This is a genomic window from Paraburkholderia sp. MM5384-R2 (genome assembly GCF_014201025.1).
GTDB lineage: Bacteria > Pseudomonadota > Gammaproteobacteria > Burkholderiales > Burkholderiaceae > Paraburkholderia > Paraburkholderia tuberum.
Genome location: NZ_JACHDI010000015.1, coordinates 134,547 through 159,173, shown reverse-complemented (window position 1 = coordinate 159,173; position 24,627 = coordinate 134,547). Strand labels below are relative to the sequence as shown.

At 63.9% G+C, this 24,627-nt stretch carries 22 protein-coding genes and 1 pseudogene; 14 read left to right on the top strand and 9 right to left on the bottom strand.

Annotated elements, in window-relative coordinates; genetic code table 11:
- Positions 1-96 precede the first annotated feature (96 nt).
- The 4 genes from radC to nadB all read left to right on the top strand — a co-directional run bounded on the left by radC (position 97) and on the right by nadB (position 3,458).
- On the top strand, positions 97-1,011 hold the full coding sequence (gene radC, locus HDG37_RS23125; protein WP_184051596.1) for a RadC family protein: 915 nt from the start codon (positions 97-99) through the stop codon (positions 1,009-1,011).
- A 210-nt stretch (positions 1,012-1,221) separates the two neighbouring features.
- The gene (gene rpmB / locus HDG37_RS23120) at positions 1,222-1,455 is read left to right on the top strand and encodes a 50S ribosomal protein L28 (protein ID WP_007180631.1); all 234 of its coding nucleotides are present in this window, start codon (positions 1,222-1,224) and stop codon (positions 1,453-1,455) included.
- Between the two features lie 10 nt (positions 1,456-1,465).
- Positions 1,466-1,633 carry a 50S ribosomal protein L33 gene (rpmG, locus tag HDG37_RS23115; RefSeq protein WP_008919555.1) on the top strand — a complete coding sequence of 56 codons (168 nt, stop codon included), beginning with the start codon at positions 1,466-1,468 and terminating at the stop codon, positions 1,631-1,633.
- A gap of 226 nt (positions 1,634-1,859) precedes the next feature.
- On the top strand, positions 1,860-3,458 hold the full coding sequence (gene nadB, locus HDG37_RS23110) for an L-aspartate oxidase (protein ID WP_184051594.1): 1,599 nt from the start codon (positions 1,860-1,862) through the stop codon (positions 3,456-3,458).
- A gap of 111 nt (positions 3,459-3,569) precedes the next feature.
- On the opposite strand, the gene nadC is transcribed toward nadB, so the two are convergent.
- The 6 genes and pseudogenes from nadC to purN form a co-directional block, all read right to left on the bottom strand.
- Complete coding sequence (gene nadC / locus HDG37_RS23105) at positions 3,570-4,493, bottom strand: carboxylating nicotinate-nucleotide diphosphorylase (RefSeq protein ID WP_184051592.1); 924 nt, start codon at positions 4,491-4,493, stop codon at positions 3,570-3,572.
- Positions 4,493-5,632 carry a quinolinate synthase NadA gene (nadA, locus tag HDG37_RS23100; RefSeq protein WP_184051662.1) on the bottom strand — a complete coding sequence of 380 codons (1,140 nt, stop codon included), beginning with the start codon at positions 5,630-5,632 and terminating at the stop codon, positions 4,493-4,495. The genes nadC and nadA overlap by 1 nt, the downstream gene beginning before the upstream one ends.
- Positions 5,633-5,762: 130 nt before the next feature.
- Entirely contained in the window at positions 5,763-6,959 is a 1,197-nt protein-coding gene (locus HDG37_RS23095) for an acyl-CoA desaturase (RefSeq protein ID WP_184051590.1), read from the bottom strand.
- 200 nt (positions 6,960-7,159) lie between these two features.
- Positions 7,160-7,807: pseudogene (locus tag HDG37_RS23090) on the bottom strand (mechanosensitive ion channel family protein); the annotation flags it as partial.
- Between the two features lie 177 nt (positions 7,808-7,984).
- Positions 7,985-9,244 (bottom strand): RsmB/NOP family class I SAM-dependent RNA methyltransferase, encoded by a 1,260-nt coding sequence (locus HDG37_RS23085; protein ID WP_184051588.1) that lies wholly within the window; start codon positions 9,242-9,244, stop codon positions 7,985-7,987.
- Positions 9,241-9,894, bottom strand: coding sequence for a phosphoribosylglycinamide formyltransferase (purN, locus tag HDG37_RS23080; RefSeq protein ID WP_090801571.1), 654 nt, complete (start codon positions 9,892-9,894; stop codon positions 9,241-9,243). Before purN ends, HDG37_RS23085 begins: the two co-directional genes overlap by 4 nt.
- A gap of 138 nt (positions 9,895-10,032) precedes the next feature.
- Between purN and HDG37_RS23075 the strand changes: the two genes are divergently transcribed.
- From HDG37_RS23075 to dut, 6 genes are all read left to right on the top strand, one after another.
- On the top strand, positions 10,033-11,028 hold the full coding sequence (locus HDG37_RS23075; protein WP_184051586.1) for a bifunctional riboflavin kinase/FAD synthetase: 996 nt from the start codon (positions 10,033-10,035) through the stop codon (positions 11,026-11,028).
- A 168-nt stretch (positions 11,029-11,196) separates the two neighbouring features.
- On the top strand, positions 11,197-14,034 hold the full coding sequence (gene ileS / locus HDG37_RS23070) for an isoleucine--tRNA ligase (RefSeq protein WP_184051584.1): 2,838 nt from the start codon (positions 11,197-11,199) through the stop codon (positions 14,032-14,034).
- Positions 14,034-14,540 (top strand): signal peptidase II, encoded by a 507-nt coding sequence (gene lspA, locus HDG37_RS23065; RefSeq protein ID WP_090801573.1) that lies wholly within the window; start codon positions 14,034-14,036, stop codon positions 14,538-14,540. Before ileS ends, lspA begins: the two co-directional genes overlap by 1 nt.
- A gap of 124 nt (positions 14,541-14,664) precedes the next feature.
- Positions 14,665-15,882 (top strand): bifunctional phosphopantothenoylcysteine decarboxylase/phosphopantothenate--cysteine ligase CoaBC, encoded by a 1,218-nt coding sequence (coaBC, locus tag HDG37_RS23060; RefSeq protein ID WP_184051582.1) that lies wholly within the window; start codon positions 14,665-14,667, stop codon positions 15,880-15,882.
- 81 nt (positions 15,883-15,963) lie between these two features.
- On the top strand, positions 15,964-16,980 hold the full coding sequence (locus tag HDG37_RS23055; RefSeq protein ID WP_184051580.1) for an LLM class flavin-dependent oxidoreductase: 1,017 nt from the start codon (positions 15,964-15,966) through the stop codon (positions 16,978-16,980).
- A 66-nt stretch (positions 16,981-17,046) separates the two neighbouring features.
- Positions 17,047-17,493, top strand: a complete 447-nt coding sequence (gene dut / locus HDG37_RS23050) for a dUTP diphosphatase (protein WP_018421593.1) — start codon at positions 17,047-17,049, stop codon at positions 17,491-17,493.
- Positions 17,494-17,635: 142 nt separating this feature from the next.
- Here dut and clpA read toward each other — a convergent pair whose 3' ends face one another.
- Together clpA and clpS are read right to left on the bottom strand one after the other, a co-directional pair.
- On the bottom strand, positions 17,636-19,933 hold the full coding sequence (clpA, locus tag HDG37_RS23045; RefSeq protein ID WP_090801577.1) for an ATP-dependent Clp protease ATP-binding subunit ClpA: 2,298 nt from the start codon (positions 19,931-19,933) through the stop codon (positions 17,636-17,638).
- Positions 19,930-20,244 carry an ATP-dependent Clp protease adapter ClpS gene (clpS, locus tag HDG37_RS23040; RefSeq protein ID WP_008919570.1) on the bottom strand — a complete coding sequence of 105 codons (315 nt, stop codon included), beginning with the start codon at positions 20,242-20,244 and terminating at the stop codon, positions 19,930-19,932. The genes clpA and clpS overlap by 4 nt, the downstream gene beginning before the upstream one ends.
- A 555-nt stretch (positions 20,245-20,799) precedes the next feature.
- On the opposite strand from clpS, the gene HDG37_RS23035 reads away from it, so the two are divergent.
- Entirely contained in the window at positions 20,800-21,006 is a 207-nt protein-coding gene (locus tag HDG37_RS23035) for a cold-shock protein (RefSeq protein ID WP_007180614.1), read from the top strand.
- A 182-nt stretch (positions 21,007-21,188) separates the two neighbouring features.
- On the opposite strand, the gene icd is transcribed toward HDG37_RS23035, so the two are convergent.
- Positions 21,189-22,445, bottom strand: coding sequence for an NADP-dependent isocitrate dehydrogenase (icd, locus tag HDG37_RS23030; protein WP_090801579.1), 1,257 nt, complete (start codon positions 22,443-22,445; stop codon positions 21,189-21,191).
- Positions 22,446-22,706: 261 nt separating this feature from the next.
- Here icd and HDG37_RS23025 point away from each other — a divergent pair, with 261 nt between their 5' ends.
- From HDG37_RS23025 to HDG37_RS23015, 3 genes are all read left to right on the top strand, one after another.
- Positions 22,707-23,276 (top strand): pseudouridine synthase, encoded by a 570-nt coding sequence (locus tag HDG37_RS23025; RefSeq protein ID WP_184051578.1) that lies wholly within the window; start codon positions 22,707-22,709, stop codon positions 23,274-23,276.
- 495 nt (positions 23,277-23,771) lie between these two features.
- On the top strand, positions 23,772-23,960 hold the full coding sequence (locus HDG37_RS23020; RefSeq protein WP_018421598.1) for a hypothetical protein: 189 nt from the start codon (positions 23,772-23,774) through the stop codon (positions 23,958-23,960).
- Positions 23,961-24,104: 144 nt separating this feature from the next.
- Positions 24,105-24,620 carry a DUF192 domain-containing protein gene (locus HDG37_RS23015; protein WP_184051577.1) on the top strand — a complete coding sequence of 172 codons (516 nt, stop codon included), beginning with the start codon at positions 24,105-24,107 and terminating at the stop codon, positions 24,618-24,620.
- Positions 24,621-24,627: the final 7 nt, after the last annotated feature.

Genomic DNA, 24,627 nt, shown 5'->3' with positions numbered 1-24,627 from the left:
GGCGCCGGCTTGAGTCCGTCGCGCGCGAGGGCGGCACGGCCCGGCGGCGCATTGCGCCGCGTGCGCCGTCAACCTTACGCGGAGGACTCTATATATATGGCTGATTTCGCCAGCACAATCGACGAAACACCTGCGCCAACGCTGCGACGACCGAAGGCGCCGGCACGCGCCGGAGGCGGCGTGAAAGCCGCCGCGAATCGGTCGGCCGAGGCCCCGTCAGAAGCCGCGGACTCCAGCGCCCGCCGCCGGCGGCAACTGTTTCGGGGTAAATGGCTCCGGCGCGACATGCCGCGCGAGCGACTGATCGAGCAGGGCCCCGACGTGCTGTCGGACACCGAAATGATCGCGCTCGTGCTCGGCTCCGGCCTGCCCGGTCACGACGTGTTCAGTGTCGCGCGGGCGCTGCTGGATCGCTTCGGCTCCCTGCGCGCGATGCTCGACGCGACTTATGCGGACTTCGACGGCATTCGCGGCATCGGCCCCGCGAAAAAAGCGCAATTGCTCGCGATCATGGAAATGGCGCGTCGCTCGCTGGTCGACAAGATGCGCAAGCGCCCGCTAATGAATTCGCCCGAAGCGGTCGAAAGTTATCTGCGCCTTCTGATCGGCGGACAGCCGCAGGAGGTGTTCGTGTCGCTGTTTCTCGACGCCCGGCATCGGCTGATCCGCTGCGAGGAAAGCGCGCGCGGCTCACTCACGCGCATGGCCGTGTATCCGCGCGAGATCGTGCGGCGGGCGCTCGCCGCGAACGCGGCCAGCCTGATCGTCGCGCATAATCATCCGTCCGGCGCCGTCGAGCCGAGTGCCAGCGACTGCCGCCTCACGCAGACCCTGCGCGACGCGCTCGCGCTCGTCGATGTGCAGTTGATCGATCATCTGGTGATCGGCGCGGACACCGTATATTCGTTCGCCCGCGCCGGCTGGCCGGAGCTCGCGCGCAAGCCCGCTCGAGCGCGGGAAGCGGAATGGCCACTGTACGGCGCAGCGTCCCTCATCGCAAATAAGGTTTGATTTTGCGGCTTTTTTTCTGCTAGAATTCCGGTTTGCCTATTTCCAACCCCCTGTTCCGAAGCCATCAAGGCGTTCCGCAAAGGTCAGGCAGCTGTGGTAGCGAAGTGTCTCGATGCAAATTCGGCGCAACTTCGCACACTTTCAGCGCGGCTCTTTTCGGGAAACTTTCACGGCGTTCGAACTCAGAATTAGCGTATTAGGAGTGCTCTCATGGCACGCGTATGCCAAGTAACTGGGAAAGCGCCGATGAGCGGCAACAACGTTTCCCACGCGAACAACAAGACCAAGCGCCGGTTCCTGCCGAACCTGCAAAACCGCCGTATCTGGGTGGAAAGCGAAAACCGTTGGGTGCGTCTGCGCGTTTCGAACGCCGGCCTGCGCCTGATCGACAAGAACGGTATCGACGCTGTGCTCGCAGACCTGCGCGCACGCGGTGAAGCCTAAGGAGTAAATCATGGCGAAAGGCGCACGCGACAAGATCAAGCTGGAATCGACCGCAGGCACGGGTCACTTCTACACGACCACGAAGAACAAACGCAACATGCCGGAAAAGATGCTGATCAAGAAATTTGATCCGGTCATCCGCAAGCACGTTGACTACAAGGAAACCAAGATCAAGTAATCTTGGCTCTCCAGCCTGACGAAGGCAAAAACATGAAAAGCCTCGCATTCGTGCGAGGCTTTTTTGTTTTTGCGCGGACCTCGCGATAGCTCCGCAAGGCGCCCGCGAATCGCCCTATTCCGTCTGGCCAGCTTTCGCCAGGGCGATGCGGCGCGTATCCTTTGTCGTTCTCGCGGCGTGCGGTTCGCGCGCCGTCATCGCAAAACGAAAGACGGAGATGTGGGCAATGGAATTCGATGTGGCGATTGTCGGTAGCGGTCTGGCTGGTTTGAGCGTCGCGCTCAATCTCGCGCAGACACGGCGCGTTGCTGTGATCGCCAAGCGATCGCTGACCGAAGGCGCGAGCGACTGGGCGCAAGGCGGCATCGCCGCGGTGCTCGATTCGGCGGACAGCGTCGAGAATCACGTGCGCGATACGCTGACCGCAGGCGGCGGCCTGTGCGACGAGGCGGCGACACGCTTTATCGTCGAGCATGGGCGCGCCGCGATCGAATGGCTGATCGGACAGGGCGTGCCGTTCACGAAAGACGAGGCCGCCGAACTGGGCTTTCATTTGACGCGAGAAGGCGGCCATAGCCATCGCCGGATCATTCACGCGGCCGACGCGACCGGCCATGCGGTCGTCGCCACGCTCAGCGAGCAGGTGCGCCAGCATCCGAACATCACGCTGTTCGAAGACCATCACGCAATCGACCTGATTACGTCCGAACGCCTCGGCCTGCCCGGCCGCCGCTGCCATGGTCTGTATGCGCTCGATCTGCAAAGCGGCCGCACCGTTACGATCGAAGCGCCGCATACGGTGCTCGCGACCGGCGGCGCCGGCAAGGTCTACCTGTACACGACCAACCCCGACACCGCGACCGGCGACGGCATCGCGATGGCATGGCGCGCCGGCTGCCGCGTGTCGAACATGGAATTCATCCAGTTCCACCCGACGTGCCTGTTTCACCCGTACGCGAAGTCGTTCCTGATTTCGGAAGCAGTGCGCGGCGAAGGCGGCATTCTGAAACTGCCGGATGGCACGCGCTTCATGCCCAATCACGACGAGCGCGCGGAGCTTGCGCCGCGCGACATCGTCGCGCGGGCGATCGACTTCGAGATCAAGAAACGCGGCATCGATTGCGTGTACCTCGACATCAGCCACCAGCCGGCCGCGTTCCTGCACGAGCATTTCCCGACGATCCTGGCGCGCTGCCTCGAGTTCGGCATCGACATCACGAAGGAGCCGATTCCAGTGGTACCGGCCGCGCATTACACGTGCGGCGGCGTCGTCACCGATCTGGCGGGCCGCACCGATCTCGCGGGTCTCTACGCAGTCGGCGAAACGTCCTGCACCGGCCTGCACGGCGCGAACCGACTTGCCAGCAATTCGCTGCTCGAATGCCTCGTGATCGGCCGCTCCGCCGCCAAGGCGATCGAAGCGGAAGGCTTCGCTGCCGCCGTTCACGCGCCGCTGCCGGCCTGGGACGAAAGCCGCGTGTCCGATCCGGACGAGGAGGTCGTGGTCGCGCACAACTGGGACGAACTGCGCCGGCTGATGTGGAACTACGTCGGTATCGTGCGCACCGACAAGCGGCTCGAGCGCGCAAAGCATCGGCTCGCGTTGCTGCGCGACGAGATCCACGAGTACTACGCGAACTTCAAGGTGAGCCGCGATCTGCTGGAACTGCGCAATCTGGTCGATGTGGCGTCGCTGATCGTGGACAGCGCGCGCTCGCGGCGCGAAAGCCGCGGCCTGCATTTCAGCCGCGACTGGCCGTCCACATTACCCAAGGCGCTACCGACGGTGCTCACGCCGAAGTATGTACGCAGGCCGAATACCTGACAGCCTTGGGCCGAAATACACGCTGAAACGACGCCACAAACGACAAGGCCATTGGCAATGGCCTTGTTAGGTCGTCACGAGCGTCGACTGTCGCGCTAAAACGCGCGGCGCTCAAACGATCCGCATCGAGTAGTCGGTCGCGCGCACGTCTTTGGTCAGTGCGCCAATCGACACGCGGTCCACGCCAGTCTCCGCGATCGTGCGCACGGTCTCGAAATTCACGCCGCCGGACACTTCGAGCACCGCGCGCCCGGCCGTGATGCGAACCGCGTCGCGCATCACGTCGAACGAGAAGTTGTCGAGCAGGATCGACTGCGCGCCATGCGCGAGCGCGGTTTCCAGTTGTTCGAGCGTTTCGACTTCGATCTGGATCGGCACGCCCGCATTCAACCCGAGCGCCGCGTCCATCGCCGCGCCCACGCCGCCGGCCGCGGCGATATGGTTTTCCTTGATCAGAATGCCGTCGTACAGCGCGAGCCGCTGGTTCGCACCGCCGCCGATGCGCACCGCGTACTTCTGCGCGAGCCGCAAGCCCGGGAGGGTCTTGCGCGTATCGAGAACGCGCGCGTGCGTGTGAGCAATCGCGTCGACATAGCGGCGCGTCGCGCTCGCCACGCCCGACAATAGCTGCAGGAAATTCATCGCGTTGCGCTCGGCGGTCAGCAGCGCGCGCACCGGCCCGCGAAGATCGCAGACCGTCGTGTCGGCGCTCATGCGGTCGCCCTCGCGATAACGCCATTGAACTACGATGCGAGGATCGACCGCGCGCATCACCGCGTCGAACCACGGCACGCCGCACAGTACCGCTTCCTCGCGCACGATGATGCGCGCGTCGCGAACGTCATCGGCAGGCACGAGGCGGCCGGTCTGATCGCCGGTGCCGATATCTTCGGCGAGTGCATCGGCGACATTGCGTGCGAGCGCCGCGTCGAACGCCACGCCATATTGCGCGTGAATCGCCGCGAAAAGCGGCGACACTGCGTCGGCCCCTTCGCGCGCCACGACCTGCTCAGGCGCCTTCTCCACCACCTTCATTACGCTGCCCCCACATTCGAATACAGTTGCGCGTCGCGCGCGAGATCGCCGCTCGCCTGCACGCGCTTCTTGTGACGCGCCGCGAAATCGAGCATGCGATCGATAGGCAGACGCGCACGCTCGCCGATCCCACGCTCGACGAAAATTTCGTTGTGGCCGCGCTCGAGCACATCGGCCAGATTGGCGAGTCCGTTCATCGCCATCCACGGGCAATGCGCGCAGCTCTTGCAGGTCGCGCTGTTGCCGGCCGTCGGCGCGGCAATCAGCGTCTTGCCGGGCGCGGCGAGTTGCATCTTGTGCAGGATGCCGAGGTCGGTCGCGACGATGAAGTGCGTCGCGTCGAGCTTCTGCGCGGCGGCGATCAACTGCGTGGTCGAGCCGACCACGTCCGCCTGGGCGATCACGTTGGCCGGCGACTCCGGATGCACGAGCACCTTCGCGTGCGGATAATCGGCGCGCAGCAGATCGAGTTCGATGCCCTTGAATTCGTCGTGCACGAGGCACGAGCCCTGCCACATCAGCATGTCCGCGCCGGTCTTGCCCTGGATGTAGCTGCCGAGATGACGGTCCGGCGCCCAGATGATCTTCTCGCCGCGCGCATGCAGATCGGCGACGATCTCCAACCCGATCGACGACGTCACCATCCAGTCCGCGCGCGCCTTCACGGCCGCGCTCGTGTTCGCGTACACGACGACCGTGCGGTCCGGGTGTGCGTCGCAGAACGCCGAGAACTCGTCGACCGGACAACCGAGGTCGAGCGAGCAGGTCGCATCCAGATCCGGCATCAGAATGCGCTTGTCTGGACTGAGGATTTTTGCGGTCTCGCCCATGAAGCGCACACCCGCGACCACCAGCGTCTGCACCTCGTGATCGCGGCCGAAGCGCGCCATTTCCAGCGAATCGGCCACGCAACCGCCGGTTTCGTCGGCGAGTTCCTGCAATTCAGCGTCGACATAATAATGCGCGACCAGCACCGCTTTCTCGCGCTTGAGTAACTCGCGAATGCGCGCCTTCAGCGCCCGTTTCTCTTCCACCGACGGCGTCCCGGGCACCTTCGCCCAGGCCTGCCCGATCCCGCAGGCCGTGCCCTGCGCCTGAGGCCGATCGTATTCGACGGTCTTGATCGCCTGCTGCTCCATCATGTCCTCTGCCCTCACCTGGCCGCCGCGGCTTGCCGCTCGCGCTACACACGCGATGCTTTTCCACGGCCCAAAAACGCAAAACCCCGCCAACGCGGGGTTTTGTGACGTCCTGAAATTTTAATGGATTTCAGGCATAGCGACGCAGTCGCATCGCGAAGTCTTGCAGCGCCTTGATACCGCTCTGCTCTGCGCGATGGCACCAGTCCTGCAATTGCACCAGCAATTGCTCGCGCGACGCGTTGGAGCGCTCCCACATTGCCGCCAGTTCGTTGCGCATGTCGATGTAGGTCTTCAGCTTCTGGCTGTTCGCGAAAATCTGCGGCAGCTGGAGCTTCTGCGGCTCGTTCAGGCCCGCCTCTTCCTTGTGGAACCAGCTGCGCGCACCACGCATCACCTGATACTTTTCGCGCGCGCCGACTTCCTTCAGATGCGCGAGCTCCTGGCGGTATGCGCGCTTGATCGCTTTCGCGTAACGCGCCATCACTTCGTAGCGGTTCGCGAGCACGGCCTGCAGCGTGTCCTGATCGAGCACGAGCTTGCCGGTGGTCAGGCGCGGCGTCGGTGCGACCTTCTTCACTTTGGCCAGACGAAACGCCTGCATGATGCGGATGTACATCCAGCCAATGTCGAACTCGTACCACTTGTTCGACAGCTTCGCCGACGTCGCATACGTGTGGTGATTGTTATGCAGCTCTTCGCCACCGATGATGATGCCCCACGGGAAAATGTTGGTGCTCGCATCCGACGAATTGAAGTTGCGATAGCCCCAGAAGTGCGCGAGGCCGTTGACCACGCCCGCGGCCCAGAAAGGGATCCACACCATCTGCACGGCCCAGATGGTCAGGCCGACGACGCCGAACAGCGCGACGTTGATCACCATCATGAGGCTCACGCCAAGAATCGGGTATTTCGTATAGACGTTGCGCTCCATCCAGTCGTTCGGCGTACCGTGACTGAACTTGCGCATCGTTTCTTCGTTTTTCGCTTCGGTGCGATAGAGCTCGGCGCCTTCGAGCAGCACCTTCCAGATGCCGCGCGTCTGCGGGCTGTGCGGATCCTCTTCGGTCTCGCATTTCGCGTGGTGCTTGCGGTGAATCGCGGCCCACTGCCCGGTCAGCATGCCGGTGGTCATCCACAGCCAGAAGCGGAAAAAATGACTGGCGATCGGGTGCAGATCCAGCGCGCGATGCGCCTGGCAGCGATGCAGATAGACGGTCACGCCGATAATCGTGATGTGCGTCGCGATCAGCGTGTACACGACGAGTTGCCACCACGAGAAACGCAGCAGCCCGTGGGCAAGGAAATCGAGCAAAGAATTCAACAAGGTAAGTTACCTGCAGAACGAGAGATACGAAGCACACGCGGCGCGCGTGTCATGAAAGTGAAAGCATACAGCGGGATAGGACGATATTCTACTTGAAGGGTTCCAAGTGTTTGTAACAAATAGGGATTTTTTGTGCGCAATCAAGTCGATAGCGATTGCCTGGGCACTGGCGCATGCCTTGCCGCGGCGCGAAATGGGGCTTAACGGCCGTCGTTGGCGGCACGGTTGGCGGGCCTGAGCGCGGGATCGGAGGTGGTGTCGGAAACCGGATCGGTCATCGCCACCGGGTGCGGCATTGCGCCGCTTGCCTGACCGACGATGCGCACCTCGCGTTGCGGGAGCGCAATAGTGATGCCGTGCTCGGAAAAGAGACGCCAGATATTTCAGTTGACGGTCGAGAGCACGCCACGCGTGCCGCTCGCCGCATCTTCGATCCAGAAACCCAACTCGAGATTGATGCCGTCCCGGCCAAAGCCGACCAGAAATGGCGTCGGCGCCGGTTCGCGCAGAACCCGCGGCACGTCGGCGGCGGCCTGGGCGAGCAGCGTCATCGCCGGCTCGACGTCGGATGTGTAGGCATCTGCATAGCCGCGGGTCAGATACGACGACTGGTTCTGCACGACGTCAGTGATCAGCTTTTCGTTCGGAATCAGCGTCTCGATGCCGCCGAGTCCGCGCACCACGGTATAGCGTGTGCGGATCTGCGTGACGCGGCCCTGCAGGCCGCTCACGTTGATCGTGTCGCCGATCCGCAACGAGCGATCGAGAAGGGTGATGAAGCCCGATACATAGTTGCTCGCGATCTTCTGCATGCCGACGCCGAGCGCGCCGCCGAACACGCCGAGCAGCCACGCGACGAGCAGCGTCGCAAGCAGGATCGCGACCTGCCACAGCATCACGCGCTGACCGAAGTCGCGCGCGATGTCGCTGAACATGTGGGTAAAGTCGTATGCATGGATGTCGCCGGAATGGCCGGCGCGCGCGGATTCATCCGCCAATCCGCGCGCCGGCCTGCAGCCCGTTGCCTAGCTCTGGCGCTCGAGCACGGCGGCGAAAAAGCCGTCGGTCGCGTGGCGGTGCGGCCACAGCGACAGGTAGTCGCCCATCTCCAGCTCGATACGCTGCTCGGCGAGCACGTCGCGCGCGGGCACCAGCGCGAAGTCCGGGTGATCGGCGAGGAACTGCTGCACGACCGCCTCGTTTTCGGCTTCGAGAATCGAGCACGTAGCATAGACGAGCCGGCCGCCCTTCTTCACGAGACGCGCCGCGCTCGTGAGAATCGACGCCTGCTTCGGCGCCAGCTCGGCGATCGACTCCGGCGACTGGCGCCACTTCAGATCCGGGTTGCGGCGCAGCGTCCCGAGGCCGCTGCACGGTGCATCGACGAGCACGCGGTCGATCTTGCCAGCCAGGCGCTTGATCTTCGCGTCGTGTTCGCTGTCGATCAGCACCGGGTTCACGTTCGACAGGCCGCTGCGCGCGAGACGCGGCTTCAGCTTCGCGAGACGCCGCTCGGAGATATCGAACGCGTAGAGCCGGCCGGTCGAGCGCATTGCCGCGCCGAGCGCCAGCGTCTTGCCGCCCGCGCCCGCACAGAAATCGACGATCATCTCGCCGCGCCGAGGCGCGACCAGCGAGCACAGCAGCTGGCTGCCCTCGTCCTGCACTTCGAGCCAGCCCTGCTGGAACGCGTCGAGCTTGGTGAGCGCCGGCTTGCCGACCACGCGCACCCCGAGCGGCGCGAACGGCGTCGCGCCCGCCTCGATGCCCGCCTTCGACAGCGCACCCAGCACGTCGTCGCGGCTCGCCTTGATCGGGTTCGCGCGCAGATCGAGCGGCGCCGGGTAGTTCAGCGCGGCGGCCAGCTGCGCGAGCTCGGCGGCCTCGAAGCGCGAGCTGAGCGCCTGGCTGATCCAGTCGGGCAGGTTCAGGCGAATCCGCAGCGGCAGGCTTTCCGGGTCGATCTTCGCCACGTGTTCGAGCCAGGTCGCCTCGGCCTCGCTGACGAACGGCTTGAGCGCCGAGCGTCCGGCCGTCTGCATCAGGCCCAGCAGCGCCATGCGGCGCGCGGGGCTGCCAGTGCCGCTTTCGGCCAGATGCGCGAACTCCATCCGGCGGCGCAGCACGGCGAACACCGCCTCGGCGATCACGCCACGCTCGGCGTGCCCGAGCTTCGGATGCGCGCGGAAGAAACGGCTCGTGGTGGCGTCGGCGGGGCCGTTCAGCCGCAGCACTTCGGCCAGCAGCGTTTCAGTTTGTCCAATCAGGAAACCATGCAATCTCATGCGCCCTCTCCGGCGGTGTGACCGGCAAAGAGCCATTGCGGCTCCGACGGCGTAAGCGTGACGCGCGAGCCGTCCAGAGCGAGACGCCCTTCGACGAACCAGCGCACCGCGCGTGGATAAATGATGTGCTCGGTGGCGAGCACGCGTGCGGCGAGCGTCTGTGCGGTATCGCCCGCCTCGACAGGCACCGCCGACTGCAGGACGATCGGCCCGTGATCCAGCTTTGATGTGACAAAATGCACCGACGCGCCGTGGAACCGCACGCCGGCGTCGAGCGCCTGCTGATGGGTCTTCAGACCCGGAAAGCTCGGCAGCAATGACGGGTGCACGTTCAGCATGCGCGCTGCGTAGTGGTCGACGAAGCGCTCGGTCAGCACGCGCATGAAGCCCGCGAGCACGACGAGGTCCGGCGCGATGGCGTCGATCTGCTCGGCGAGTGCCGCGTCGAAGCTGTCGCGATCCGGAAACTGGCGGTGGTCGACCACCGCCGTAGCGATGCCATGCGACGCCGCGAACGCGAGCCCCGCGGCATCGGGACGGTTAGCAATCACGGCGGCGACCCGCGCCGGCCAGCCCTCGCTCGCGCAGGCGCGCACGATGGCTTCCATGTTGCTACCCCGCCCGGAAATCAGGATGACGAGTTTTTTCATGCGCGGATTTTATCATTCGGCAATCGCCGGACCGCGACCGCGCAGCCGTCTGTTGCGCCAAGCGTTTATAATCGATCGTTTTGCGGCACCCCGCCCGCGCCCCTATTGCAATCGCAGCAACGCCTGCAACCCGCTATCGTGAGAGTCTTCCGCGGCCTTCCCAATGCCGAGAGCCGCGCGCCCTGCGCGCTGACCATCGGCAACTTCGACGGTGTCCACCGCGGCCACCAGGCTCTGCTCGCCCACGTGCGCGCGGCCGCGAACGCGCGTGGCCTGCCCGTCTGCGTGATGACCTTCGAGCCGCACCCGCGCGAGTTCTTCAACCCGGCCGGCGCGCCGCCGCGCATCGCGATGCTGCGCGACAAGCTCGAGGCGCTGCGCACCAACGGGGTCGACCGGGTCGTCGTCGAGCACTTCAATCACACGTTCGCGAGCCAGTCGCCAGATGCGTTCGTCGAGCGGATCATCGTCAACGGCTTGCACGCGCGCTGGATCATGATCGGCGACGACTTCCGCTACGGCGCGAAGCGCGCCGGCGATTTCGCGTCGCTGCGGACGGCCGGCAAGCAGTACGGTTTCGAAGTCGAACAGATGGCGACGGTCGCCGATCCGTCGGGCGCGCGCATCTCGAGCTCGGGCGTGCGCGCGGCGCTGGTCGCGGGCGACCTCGACTCGGCGCGCGCAGCGCTCGGCCGCGACTATCTGATCAGCGGCCACGTCACCCATGGCATGAAGCTCGGCCGCGATCTCGGCTTTCCGACGCTCAATCTGCCGATCGCGCACAAGCGTCCGGCACTGGCCGGCATCTTCGTCGTACAGGTGCACGGCATCGCCGAGCAACCGCTGCCGGGCGTCGCGAGCCTCGGCCTGCGCCCCACCGTCGACGATTCCGGCCGTGTGCTGCTCGAAGTGCACCTGCTCGATTGGCACGGCGACGCGTATGGCAAACTCGTGCGCGTCGAATTTCTGAAGAAGCTGCGCGACGAGGAGAAGTTCGTCGATCTCGAAACGCTGACCGCCGCGATCGCGCGCGACGTCGCCAATGCGCGCGCATGGTTCGCTGCGGTCGGCGCCGGCACGCCGGGCAGCCGTTCCACCGGTTTCGCCACCTCGGCCACCGACCGAATTAGATAAGCACCGCGGTTCGGGCCGGCGCGCCGCGCCGCACGAACCGTCGCCGCGCGCATCGAAGGGCGTCCGTGCTTCACGCGGAGCCGCCTGCCGGGCGCGTCCCACGCTCCTCGCGCAGCGCGCAATCCGCGCGCCGCTACGCATAGAAACGAATTCACCGCCACCCACATCATGAGCAACAAGAAAGCTGATTCGAAACCGCAGTCCCGCTACCCGGTCAACCTGCTCGACACACCGTTCCCGATGCGCGGCGACCTGCCCAAGCGCGAGCCGCAATGGGTCAAGGACTGGCAGGAACGCAAGGTGTACGACAAGATCCGCGCCGCCTCCAGGGGCCGCACGAAGTTCATCCTGCACGACGGCCCGCCGTATGCGAACGGCGACATCCACCTCGGTCACGCGGTGAACAAGATCCTGAAGGACATGATCGTCAAGGCGCGCAATCTGGCGGGCTTCGACGCGGTCTACGTGCCGGGCTGGGACTGTCACGGCATGCCGATCGAAATCCAGATCGAAAAGCAGTTCGGCAAGTCGCTGCCGGCGGCCGAAGTGATGCAGAAGGCGCGCGCCTACGCGACCGAGCAGATCGAGAAGCAGAAGGCGGGCTTCCGCCGTCTTGGCGTGCTCGGCGACTGGGACAATCCGTACAAGACGATGAACTTCGCGAATGAAGCCGGCGAAATCCGCGCGCTCGCGAAAATCATGGAAAAAGGCTACGTATTCCGCGGCCTGAAGCCGGTCAACTGGTGTTTCGACTGCGGCTCGGCGCTCGCCGAAGCGGAAGTCGAGTACAAGGACAAGACCGATCCGACCATCGACGTGCTGTTCAGCTTCGCCGAACCAGAGAAGACCGCGCAGGCGTTCGGCCTCGCCGCGCTGCCGCGCAACGAAGGCGGCATCGTGATCTGGACCACTACGCCGTGGACCATCCCCGCCAACCAGGCGCTGAACCTGCATCCGGAACTCGTCTACGCGCTCGTCGACACGCCGCGCGGCCTGCTGATCCTCGCTGAGGAACGCGTCGAGGCGTGCCTGAAGCTGTACGGCCTCGAAGGCACGGTCGTCGCGACGACGCCGGGCGAAAAGCTCGTGAACCTGCGCTTCAACCACCCGCTCGCGTCCGCGCATCCGGGCTACAAGCGCACCGCGCCGGTCTACCTCGGCGACTACGTGACGACCGAAACCGGCACCGGCGTCGTGCACTCGTCGCCGGCGTACGGCGTGGAAGACTTCGTGTCGTGCAAGGCGCACGGCATGGCCGACTCGGACATCATCAACCCGGTGATGGGCGACGGCCGCTACATCGAATCGCTCGCGCTGTTCGGCGGCCTGTCGATCTGGGCTGCCAATCCGCAGATCGTCGAGGCGCTGCAAGGCGCCGGCTCGCTGCTGCGCACCGAGAAGTACACGCACAGCTACATGCACTGCTGGCGCCACAAGACGCCGATCATCTACCGCGCCACTTCGCAGTGGTTCGCCGGCATGGACGTGAACCCGAACGACGGCGACAAGACGCTGCGCGAGACCGCACTCGAAGGCATCGAGAACACGGCGTTCTATCCGTCGTGGGGCAAGCAGCGCCTCTTCAGCATGATCGCGAACCGCCCGGACTGGACGCTGTCGCGGCAGCGCCAGTGGGGCGTGCCGATGGCGTTCTTCGTGCACAAGGAATCCGGCGAACTGCATCCGCGCACGCTGGAGTTGCTCGAACAGGTCGCGCAGCGCGTCGAGAAGGAAGGCATCGAGGCATGGCAGACGGTCGATCCGCGAGAGCTGATCGGAGAGGACGCCAACCTGTACGAAAAGAACCGCGACACGCTCGACGTGTGGTTCGATTCAGGCACCACGCACTGGCACGTGCTGCGGGGCTCGCACAAGGACGAGCTGCAGTTTCCTGCCGACCTGTACCTCGAAGGCTCGGACCAGCATCGCGGCTGGTTCCATTCGTCGCTATTGACCGCGTCGATGCTCGACGGCCGCCCGCCCTACAACGCGCTGCTCACGCACGGCTTCACCGTCGACGGCGAAGGCCGCAAGATGAGCAAGTCGCTCGGCAACGGCATCGATCCGCATGAAGTCGCAAACCGCCTCGGCGCGGAAATCATCCGCCTGTGGATCGCGTCGACCGACTACTCGGGCGAGCTCGCGATCTCCGAGGAAATCCTGAAGCGCGTGACGGAAGGCTATCGCCGCATCCGCAATACGCTGCGCTTCCTGCTCGCGAACCTGTCGGACTTCGACTTCGCGCAGCACGCGCGTCCGGTCGAAGACTGGCTCGAAATCGACCGTTACGCGGTGACGCTGGCGGCGGATCTGCAGAACGACATCCTCGCGCACTACGAGAAGTACGAGTTCCACCCGGTCGTCGCCAAGTTGCAGACGTTCTGCTCGGAAGACCTGGGCGGCTTCTACCTCGACGTGCTGAAGGACCGCCTCTACACGAGCGCGGCGGATTCGGTCGCCCGCCGCTCGGCGCAGACCGCGCTCTACCACATCGCTCACGGGCTGCTGCGCGTGATGGCCCCGTTCCTGTCGTTCACCGCGGAAGAAGCGTGGAAGGTGTTCCAGCCCAACAGCGAGACGATCTTCACCGAGACGTACCACGCGTACCCGGCCGTGCCGGACGCGGGCGCGCTGCTCGACAAGTGGGCGCTGCTGCGCGCGGTGCGCGGCGACGTGACCAAGGCGCTCGAAGAGGCGCGGGTCGCGAACCTGATCGGCTCGTCGCTGCAGGCGGAAGTCGAAATCCGCGCGAGCGGCGCGCGTTACGACGCACTCGCGAGCCTCGGCGACGACCTGAAGTTCGTGCTGATCACGTCGGCGGCGAACGTCGTCAAGGTCGACAGCGAAGCCGATGAAGGCGCCGAAGTGATCGCGTCGAAGTACCTGAAGTGCGAGCGCTGCTGGCACTATCGCGCGGACGTCGGCGCGAACGCCGAGCATCCGTCGCTGTGCGGCCGCTGCTTCAGCAACCTGTTCGGCAGTGGCGAATCGAGGAGCGCGGCATAATGGCGAGAACCATGTCGAAAACGCGCACCGGAAGCAGTTCGCTCGCACCCTGGCTCGGCATCGCGCTGATCGTCATCCTGTTCGACCAGCTGACGAAAATCGCCGTGCGCAAGGTGTTCGCCTACGGTGTGCCGCACGAGGTCACGCCGTTCTTCAACCTGATTCTCGTGTTCAACCGCGGCGCCGCGTTCAGCTTCCTCGCGATGGCGGGCGGCTGGCAGCGCTGGGCATTCACCGCGCTCGGCGTGGTCGCGGCGCTCGTGATCTGCTATCTGCTCAAGCGGCATAGCGGGCAGAAAATGTTCTGCACGGCGCTCGCGCTGATTCTCGGCGGCGCGCTCGGCAATGTGATCGACCGGCTCGCGTACGGCCACGTGATCGACTTCCTCGATTTCCACGTGGGCGGCTGGCACTGGCCGGCGTTCAATCTCGCCGACAGCGCGATCACGATCGGCGCGATCCTGCTCGTGATCGACGAGCTGCGGCGGGTACGCGGCACACGCTAACGTCGCCGAGGTGATGCACGGTCGCGGCTGCGCGAGCCGTGCCTCAGGTCCGGTTTGAAGCGCGCGGCGACGACGGGCAACGCCCTCGCGCCGCCGCGCGATCACGCTTTGTCGGAGGCTTTCGTTGGCAACCGCAGAACTCGCAGGCAAACACCTCGTCCTCGGCATGACGGGCGGCATCGCCTGCTACAAGATTGCCGAACTCACGCGTCTGCTGACCAAGGCAGGCGCGACCGTGCAGGTCGTCATGACCGAAGCGGCCACCCAGTTCATCACCCCCGTCACGATGCAGGCGCTGTCGGGCCGGCCGGTCTTCACGAGCCAGTGGGACGGTCGCGTGCCGAACAACATGGCGCACATCGATCTCTCGCGCGAAGCCGATGCGATTGTGATCGCGCCGGCGTCGACCGACTTCCTCGCCAAGCTCGCGCACGGCATGGCCGACGATCTGCTGTCGACGCTGTGCATCGCACGCGACTGCCCGCTGCTCGCCGTGCCGGCGATGAACCGGCAGATGTGGCAGAACCCGGCCACGCAACGCAACGTCGCGCAACTGCGCGCGGACGGCGTCGAGGTGCTCGGCCCCGATTCGGGCCCGCAGGCCTGCGGCGAAATCGGCGATGGGCGCATGCTCGAAGCGGCCGCGACCTACGAGGCGGTCGCGTCGTTCTTCGCGCCGAAAATCCTGTCCGGCCGGCGCGTGCTGCTGACCGCCGGGCCGACCTTCGAACCGCTCGACCCGGTGCGCGGCATCACCAATCGTTCGAGCGGCAAGATGGGCTTCGCGCTCGCGCGCGCCGCGCAGCAAGCCGGCGCCGACGTGCATCTGGTGGCCGGTCCGGTCGCGCTGGAAACGCCGTGGGGCGTCTTGCGCGAGGACGTGCAGACCGCGCAGCAGATGCACGACGCGGTGATGCGCGCGGTCGCGGAGGCGGACATTTTCATCGGCGTCGCGGCGGTGGCCGACTGGCGCGTCGACCACGTCAGCGGTCAGAAGATCAAGAAGACCGCCGAGCACGCGCTGCCGAGCTTTTCATTCGTCGAGAATCCAGACATCCTCGCCGCGGTCGCCGGGCTGCCGAAGCCGCCGTTCGCGGTCGGCTTCGCCGCCGAAAGTGAAAACCTCGAAGTCCACGGCGAGGAAAAGCGCGCGCGCAAGAACGTGCCGCTGCTGATCGGCAATCTAGGGCCGCAAACGTTCGGGCTCGACGACAACGAAGTGATTCTGTTCGAAGCAGGCCGCGCGACGAAGCTGCCACGCGCCGACAAGCAGACGCTGGCGCGCGCGCTGATCACGGAAATCGCGAAGCGTCTGCCGCCTGGCATCAGTCCGGTTGGCTGAACGAGCGAGCGGCAGTGGGCCCGTGTGACCCTGCCATCTTTGCCCGGTTAGCCGACCGGAATCACCTGGAGCACTACTGCCATGACGCTACTCTCCGTGCTCGATCAAACACCGGTGATCGCCGGCCATTCGGTGGCAGACGCGATCGCCGCGACCGTCGAACTCGCGCAACTCGCCGACGACCTCGGCTACACGCGCTACTGGTGCGCCGAGCACCACGGCCTGCGCGGCGTGTCGAATCCCTGCCCTGAAGTGATGCTGGCGCGCCTCGGCAGCGTGACCAAACGCATTCGCATCGGCTCGGGCGGCATCATGCTGCCGTACTACAGCCCGTTCAAGGTCGCCGAGCAGTTCATGATGCTCGAGGCGCTGTTTCCGAATCGCGTCGATCTCGGCGTCGGACGCGCGCCGGGCGGCGACATGCGCACCGCGCAGGCGGTCGCCGCCGGCGCTTACACTCGCGGCGAGCTTTTTCCGCAGCAGGTCGCCGAGTTGCTCGGCCTCATGCACGGCGCGCTGCCCGACGATCATCTCGCGCAGGGCGTGCTGCTGCAGCCGCAGATCGATACGCGCCCGCAGCTGTGGATGCTCGGCTCGAGCGACTTCGGCGGTTTGCTCGCGGCGCAGCTCGGCATCCGCTTTTCGTTCGCGCATTTCATCAACGCGCATTTCGGCAAACAGGTCGCGCTGGCGTATCGCGAGCGCTTCCAGCCTGGCAAAGACGCGTCGCGGCCGTATCTGGCGGCCGCGGTCTTCGTGATCTGCGCGGATACCGAGCAGGAAGCCGCGGACCTCGAAAAAGCCGTCGATCTACGTCGCGTGCAGATGGCGTATGGTCTGAACGAACCGATACCCTCGATCGAGCAAGGCATCGCGCAGGAATATGGCGAGCGCGAACAGCTCGTGATCGACCGCGAAAAGCCGCGCAGCATCATCGGCACGCCTGAGCGCGTGACCGAACGGCTCACGGATTTACAGCAGCAGTTCCAGGCCGACGAGCTGATGGTGCTGACCGTCGCCGGCAGCTATCGTGCGCGCTTGCGCTCCTACGAACTGCTCGCCGACGCATTTCAGCTCGGCTCGAACCAGGCGGCTTGATCGCCAAGGCGTTGCCGGTCAGCCGCGTGCCCCTTCACCAATCTCATCCCCAACTATCGAACCTGAATGAAACTCGACCTGAAGATTCTCGATCAGCGCATGCGCGAACAGCTCCCCGCTTACGCGACGACCGGTAGCGCCGGCCTCGATCTGCGCGCCTGCCTCGACGAACCGCTGACGCTGAAACCCGGCGAAACCGCGCTGGTGCCGACCGGACTCGCGATCCACGTCGGCGACCCCGGTTATGCGGCGTTGATTCTGCCGCGCTCGGGTCTCGGCCATAAGCATGGGATCGTGCTCGGCAATCTGGTCGGCCTGATCGATTCCGATTACCAGGGCCAACTGATGATCTCGACGTGGAATCGCGGCGAGACGACATTCGTGCTGAATCCGATGGAACGCCTCGCGCAACTGGTGATCGTGCCCGTCGTGCAGGCCGGGTTCAATATCGTCGATGACTTCGAGGAAAGCGTGCGCGGCGCGGGCGGGTTTGGTAGCACCGGCAAGCATTGATCGATTGCTGCGACGCGGCGGCTGGCGCCTTCAGCGCACGCCGTGAGAAAAAAACAGAGCATAAAAAACGGCGCGGGATAAAACCCGCGCCGTTCTGCCTTTGGTGTCCGGCCAGCTCAACGCAACGTCGGTCTGACTGACATCACTCGACTTCCACCGCCTCCGGATTCGGATTGCGCGGCGCCGGATGCTCGTCGAAGGTCAACTGCACCTTGTCGTCGGCATCGACGTCGACCGTCACGCGGCCGCCGTTCATCAGCTTGCCGAACAGCAGCTCGTCAGCGAGCGCGCGACGGATCGTGTCCTGGATCAGGCGCTGCATTGGCCGCGCGCCCATCAGCGGATCGAAACCGTGCTTCGCCAGATGCTTGCGCAGCGCATCGGTGAACAGCGCATCGACCTTCTTCTCGTGCAGCTGATCTTCCAGCTGCATCAGGAATTTGTCGACCACGCGCATGATGATTTCCTCATCGAGCGAACGGAAGCTGATCGTCGCGTCCAGACGGTTGCGGAACTCCGGCGTGAACATGCGCTTGATGTCGACCATCTCGTCGCCCGCCTCGCGGCGGTTCGTGAAGCCGATCACCGACTTGCCCATCGCCTCGGCGCCCGCGTTCGTCGTCATGATGATGATGACGTTGCGAAAGTCCGCCTTACGCCCGTTGTTGTCCGTCAGCGTGCCGTGGTCCATCACCTGCAGCAGCACGTTGAAGATGTCCGGATGCGCCTTTTCGATTTCGTCGAGCAGCAGCACGCAGTGCGGCTTCTTCGTGATCGCCTCGGTCAGCAGGCCACCCTGGTCGAAACCGACGTAGCCCGGCGGCGCGCCGATCAGCCGGCTCACCGCATGACGCTCCATGTACTCCGACATGTCGAAGCGGATCAGCTCGATGCCGAGCGTGAACGCGAGCTGCTTCGCGACCTCGGTCTTGCCGACGCCGGTCGGACCCGAGAACAGGAATGCGCCGATCGGCTTGTCGAGCTTGCCGAGGCCCGCGCGCGCCATCTTGATCGCGGCCGACAGCGCGTCGATAGCCGGATCTTGACCAAACACGACGCTCTTCAGATCGCGGTCGAGCGTCTGCAGCTTGCTGCGATCGTCCTGCGACACGCTTTGCGCCGGCACGCGCGCGATCTTCGAGATGATTTCCTCGATCTCGTTCTTGCCGATCGTCTTCTTCTGCTTCGACTTCGGCAGAATGCGCTGCGCCGCGCCCGCTTCGTCGATCACGTCGATCGCCTTGTCCGGCAAATGACGATCGGTGATGAAGCGCGCCGACAACTCAGCCGCCGCCGACAGCGCACCCGACGAATACTTGACGCCGTGGTGCTCTTCGAAGCGCGACTTCAGCCCGCGCAGGATCGCGACCGTCTGCTCGACGGTCGGCTCGGTCACGTCGATCTTCTGGAAACGACGCGACAGCGCCGCGTCCTTTTCGAAGATGCCGCGATATTCGGTGAAGGTGGTTGCGCCGATGCACTTCAGCGTGCCCGACGAGAGCGCCGGTTTCAGCAGGTTCGACGCGTCCAGCGTGCCGCCCGACGCGGCGCCCGCGCCGATCAGCGTATGGATTTCGTCGATGAAGAGAATGGCGTGCGGACGCTCCTTCAGTTCCTTCAGCACCGTCTTCAGACGCTGCTCGAAGTCGCCGCGATACTTGGTGCCCGCGAGCAGCGCGCCCATGTCGAGCGAATACACCTGGGCATCGGCCAGGATGTCCGGCACTTCGCCACGCGTAATGCGCCATGCGAGCCCTTCGGCGATCGCGGTCTTGCCGACACCGGCCTCGCCGACCAGCAGCGGATTGTTCTTGCGGCGGCGACACAGCACCTGCACCACGCGCTCGACTTCCGACTCACGTCCGATCAGCGGATCGATGCGGCCGTCCTTCGCCATCTGGTTCAGGTTCTGCGTGAACTGGGCGAGCGGCGTTTCCTTCTGCGCGGCGGCTTCGTCGGACTCGGCATTCGCATCGCTCGCCTTCGCGGCGTCCGAACTGCTCGTCTTGGCGATGCCGTGCGAGATGAAATTGACTACGTCCAGACGCGTGACGCCCTGCTGCTGCAGGTAGTACACCGCATGCGAGTCCTTCTCGCCGAAGATCGCGACCAGCACGTTCGCGCCGGTCACTTCCTTCTTGCCGTTCGAGGTGGACTGCACATGCATGATCGCGCGCTGGATCACACGCTGGAAACCGAGCGTGGGCTGCGTGTCGACGTCGTCCGTGCCCGGCACGGTCGGCGTGTTGTCATGAATGAAGTTGCGCAGGTTCTGGCGCAGATCCTCGATATTGGCCGCGCATGCGCGCAGTACCTCTGCCGCCGTCGGGTTATCCAACAGCGCGAGCAAAAGATGCTCGACCGTTATGAACTCGTGCCTTGCCTGGCGCGCTTCCATGAACGCCATATGCAGGCTGACTTCCAGTTCCTGGGCAATCATGCTTCCTCCATCACACACTGCAGCGGATGCCCGGCCTGCCGTGCGTGGGTAACGACTTGCTCGACTTTGGTCGACGCGATGTCCCGCGTATAGACCCCACAAACTCCCCTGCCCTCGCGATGCACCTTCAACATGACCTGCGTTGCGGTTTCACGATCCTTATTGAAATATTCCTGCACGATCATCACGACAAATTCCATCGGCGTGAAGTCGTCATTCAGCAGCACCACCTTGTACATGGATGGCGGCTTGAGTTTCTGCTCCTGCCGCTCCAGTACGGTGCCGTCCTGCTTGTCCGGGATAATCGCCATACACCCATTCTAAACAACTAGGACAGGCCCGCAATCCTGTCAGAACCCGGCCGCCCGGCCGATGAGCCCGTTCGCTGCCACCCGGCGGTCACGACGCTGTCATGTTCGGCCAAGCCTGCGCGTTTTCGACGGGCCGATTGCGGTGCCGGCCCCGATCCTGTCATGCGCGGCGCGTGCTGCACCGCGGTCGGATCGAGTATCGCACAACCTGCCGGTACTGGCTGCGAGCGCTCGCCGCGCTGGGCGTCGGCGCCGCGGGCACAGTCAGCATGTGAGTGGATTATGCGACTTTTCAAGCCGCGCCGCTTGCGCCACCGCACATACGGAAGCGGTAAAAACCCTGGAAAGCGGCCTGTTTGCAACGCGACAACGACGTCTCAAAATTTTCTTGACACTCGAATAAAGAGCCCCAACAATCAAGCTGGCACTTTTTTCACCAAGCCATAATCTCGAAAAAATGCCGATGGTGAGCTTGTGAGGAGGGAACGACTGCCTCGCGTGGTCGTGGCTTTTCGAGGGCTCGTGGTAGTGACATGAGTTACAGGGGAAGTTGGAATGGCAACTGGTACGGTCAAATGGTTTAACGACGCAAAGGGTTTCGGATTCATCACGCCTGACGAGGGCGGCGAGGATCTGTTTGCACACTTCTCGGCCATCCAGATGAATGGCTTCAAGACGCTGAAGGAAGGCCAGAAGGTCACCTTCGAAGTCGTGCAAGGCCCGAAAGGCAAGCAGGCATCGAACATTCAGGCGCCAGCCTGAAACGTTTCGATACCCGTCCTTTTTGAAACCCGGCTCCGCGCCGGGTTTCTTTTTTGCGGCAGCTTTCTATTGCAACGGATTTTCCGGCCGGAAAGCCGCGCGAAAATTCCAGGTAAAAAAATACCCCGGCCGTTTGCTGGCGCCGGGGGTCTTATGCGAACCGGATAATCCCGGCGCGTCAATTACATATTTTCGATCATCACTTGCCCAAATGCCGAGCACGACACCTGGGTCGCGCCTTCCATCAGGCGGGCAAAATCGTAAGTAACGCGCTTTTGCAGGATCGATTTTTCCATCGAGCTGATTATCAGATCCGCCGCCTCGAACCAGCCCAGGTGGCGCAGCATCATTTCCGCTGACAGGATTTCCGAGCCGGGATTCACGTAATCCTTGCCCGCGTATTTCGGCGCCGTGCCGTGCGTCGCTTCGAACATCGCAACCGAATCCGACAGGTTCGCGCCCGGCGCGATTCCGATTCCGCCGACCTGCGCGGCGAGCGCGTCCGAGATGTAGTCGCCGTTCAGGTTCAGCGTGGCGATCACGTCGTATTCGGCCGGGCGCAGCAGGATCTGCTGCAGGAACGCGTCGGCAATCACGTCCTTCACGACGACGTCGCCGCCGGTCTTCGGATTCCTGACTTTCATCCAGGGACCGCCGTCGATCAGTTCCGCGTTGAACTCCTTCTGCGCGAGCGCGTAGCCGTAGTCGCGAAACGCGCCTTCGGTGTACTTCATGATGTTGCCCTTGTGCACCAGCGTGACCGAGCGGCGTTCATTGTCGATCGCGTACTGGATCGCCTTGCGCACCAGACGCTCGGTACCTTCGCGCGACACCGGCTTGATGCCGATACCCGACGAATCCGGAAAGCGGATCTTCTTCACGCCCATTTCTTCGCGCAAGAACTTGATGATCTTCTTCGCCTGTTCGGATTCAGCCGGCCATTCGATGCCCGCGTAGATGTCTTCCGAGTTCTCGCGGAAGATCACCATGTTGGTCTTCTCGGGCTCGCGCACCGGCGAGGGCACGCCCTTCAAATATCGCACCGGGCGCAGGCACACATAGAGGTCCAGTTCCTGGCGCAACGCGACGTTCAGCGAGCGGATGCCGCCCCCGACTGGCGTGGTGAGCGGCCCCTTGATCGACACGATGTATTCCTTGACCGCCTGCAGCGTTTCGTCCGGCAGCCATACGTCCGGGCCGTACACCCGGGTCGCCTTCTCGCCCGCGTAGATTTCCATCCAGTGGATTTTTTTCTTGCCGCCGTACGCCTTTTCGACCGCCGCATCCACGACCTTGAGCATGACCGGCGTGATGTCCAGACCAGTGCCGTCGCCTTCGATGTACGGGATGATCGGCTCGTCGGAAACGTTGAGCGAGAAGTCGGCGTTGACGGTGATCTTATCGCCACCTGTCGGAATCTTGATGTGCTGATACGGCATGATCGGACTCCAGTGAAAGCTGTGCAAAAGCTGATGGGAGACTGCGAAAGAGACGCCCTCGCCGCGCAATGCCGAACCGCCGCGAGCGGCCTGGCCGCTATTCTAGCCCACGTCCCACGCGCGACGCGGCCGCCCCTCGCTCCGGGTTTTCCAACATAGACGGCCTCTCGAACGCGCCACGCTCCTCTATAAGATAGAAGAATCTGCGTCCCGGTTTATGCATTATCATCGCGCCGTATCGCTCTGCCGTATTGCTCTCCTATGCGCCTTCTCGCCCTCAACAAGCCGTTCGGCACCATCTGTCAATTTTCGCCACACGAGACGCGGACGTCGCTTGCCGACTGGGTCAGGCTACCCGGCGTCTACCCGGCCGGCCGGCTCGACTCCGATAGCGAAGGCCTGCTGCTGCTCACCGACGACGGCGCGCTGCAGGCGCGCATCGCCGAGCCGCGTCACAAGCTCGTCAAACGCTATTGGGCGCAAGTCGAAGGCGCGCTCGACGACGGCGCGTTGAAAAAGCTCGCGCGCGGCGTCGATCTCGGCGACTACGTGACACGCCCATGTCAGGCGACCTATGTTGAACCGTCCAGCTCGCTGTGGGCGCGCACGCCGCCGATCCGCTATCGCGCCGCGATCCCGACCACATGGATCGAGCTGTCGATCACCGAAGGCAAGAACCGTCAGGTGCGTCGCATGACGGCGGCGGTGGGTTTTCCGACGCTGCGTCTCGTGCGCGTCGGCATCGGTGCGCTTGACATTTTTTCACTCGGACTGCAACCTGGACAGAGCACGGAGTTGCGAGCGAACGCGCCATGGGATGGCGTCGCCTGAACATTATTTGACGATTGTTCGTTCATCGCCGCAACACCGCGTGCCGAACTCACGCACGCGCGAATCAGCCTGCGCGTGCTCACGCCAAACCCGTTTCACGGCTGTGACAATCAAGCTAACTCGTTGTAGCAGCACGCAGAATAATGCGTGAAACGTAGGCCCGAAATGCGTGAAACAAGTGGACTCGCCGCGAGCCTGCGCCACGCGGTTTGATCGCGTGTCATCACGATCAAAATTTCCGCGCAATTCGCGTCAACCGCCGTACAACTCCACGCGTTATCCGACGCAGATGCCGCCGAAGCTATCCGGCATTCAGCCTTAAAGACATTTGCATACGCCGTTTTCGCGGCGAGTACGAAAGTCCGAACGCTAGCAGACGCGTCGAAAAATTTGTTCGATGCGGCTGTCAACCGAAAGGTGGATGGCACGTTTACCGACATGACTCTACATATGCCGGGTCATTTGGTTAATTAACTCAAGCTGAGGATTCACAAAATGAACAAACTGATCGCCGCTCTGGTCGCTGGCCTCTTCGCAACGGCAGCATTCGCACAAGCTTCGGCACCGGAAGCAGCTTCGGCAGCTCCGGCAGCAGCAGCTTCGTCGGCAAAGAAGACCACCAAGCACGCTCACAAGAAGTCGCACAAGAAGGCAGCAGCTGCAGCTTCGGCAGCTTCGGAGTAAGTTGCTTGTAAAAACGCAGTAAAGAACTCGCTTCATTGCCGTTCTTACGGCGTTGTAAGGCAGATCACCGCAAGGCGATCTGCCTTTTTGTTTTTGACGCGCTCGCGTAACATGCGCGAGTCAATTTCAGCAAGGAGTCTTGCCGTGCGATTTTCCATGCGCTCGTCGATGGCGCGTTTCGCCATTGCCGTAGCACTGCCGCTCGCGGCGCTGTCGTTCGTCGTCACCACGGCTCCCGCCCAGGCGCAGCAGATGCCGCCCGGCGCCAGGCAGCCGGGCGAGTTTCCGCGCGTCAAGCTGACCGCTGGCATGTTCGTGATCGACGCGGCCGTCGCCGCCAACGACGCGGACCGCGAACAGGGCTTGATGTATCGCACGAAGCTCGCGCCGAATGAAGGGATGCTGTTCGTGTTCAACGAGAACGCGGGCCACTGCTTCTGGATGAAGAACACGCTGATCCCGCTGTCGATCGCATTCATGCGCGCCGACGGTACGATCACCGACATCGACGAGATGCAGGCCGAGACCACCAACAACCACTGCCCGACGCACAACGGCGTGTTCGCGCTGGAAATGCCCAAGGGCTGGTTCTCGGCGAAGGGCGTCAAGCCGGGCATGCAGATCCAGGGCTTACCGCCGGTGCCGGGTATCACGCAGTAAGACCCTC